Genomic DNA, 509 nt, shown 5'->3' on the forward strand with positions numbered 1-509 from the left:
TGGCTATGGGTCGGTGGTTTCGGAGTTGACCAGCGCCCCGTGGGTGGGTCCGGCCTCGAGGTCGATGCTGGCCGCGGTCAGTCCCTATGTGGCCTGGCTCTCGACGGTGGCCGGGCAAGTCGAGCAGACCGCCAACCAGGCCCGCGCGGCCGCGGGAGCCTACGAGACCGCGTTTGTGGGCACGGTGCCCCCGCCGGTGATCGCGGCCAACCGGGTGTTGTTGATGACGCTGATCGCGACCAACTTCTTTGGCCAAAACACCCCGGCCATCATGGCCACCGAAGCCCAGTACATGGAGATGTGGGCCCAAGACGCCGCCACCATGTATGCCTATTCGGCCTCCGCGGCGCTGGCCTCCGCGCTCGAGCCGTTTGACACCCCGCCCAATACCACCACGCCTGAGGCCCCCGCCGAACAAGCCCTGGCAGTCGCCCAGGCCCAGGCCACCCCGGCGGGCAACTCCGCCCAAAACGTCGCCGCGGTCACCCCGCAACTGGCCGCGGCCAGCA

1 protein-coding gene is annotated in these 509 nt (G+C 69.4%); it reads left to right on the forward strand.

Annotated elements, in window-relative coordinates:
• Positions 1-509: PPE family protein (locus A5744_RS23990; RefSeq protein ID WP_139331486.1), on the forward strand; the 509-nt coding region annotated here is incomplete at both ends.

Origin of the sequence: Mycobacterium sp. IS-1264 (assembly GCF_001954195.1) — a bacterium.
In the GTDB taxonomy this organism is placed as follows: domain Bacteria; phylum Actinomycetota; class Actinomycetes; order Mycobacteriales; family Mycobacteriaceae; genus Mycobacterium.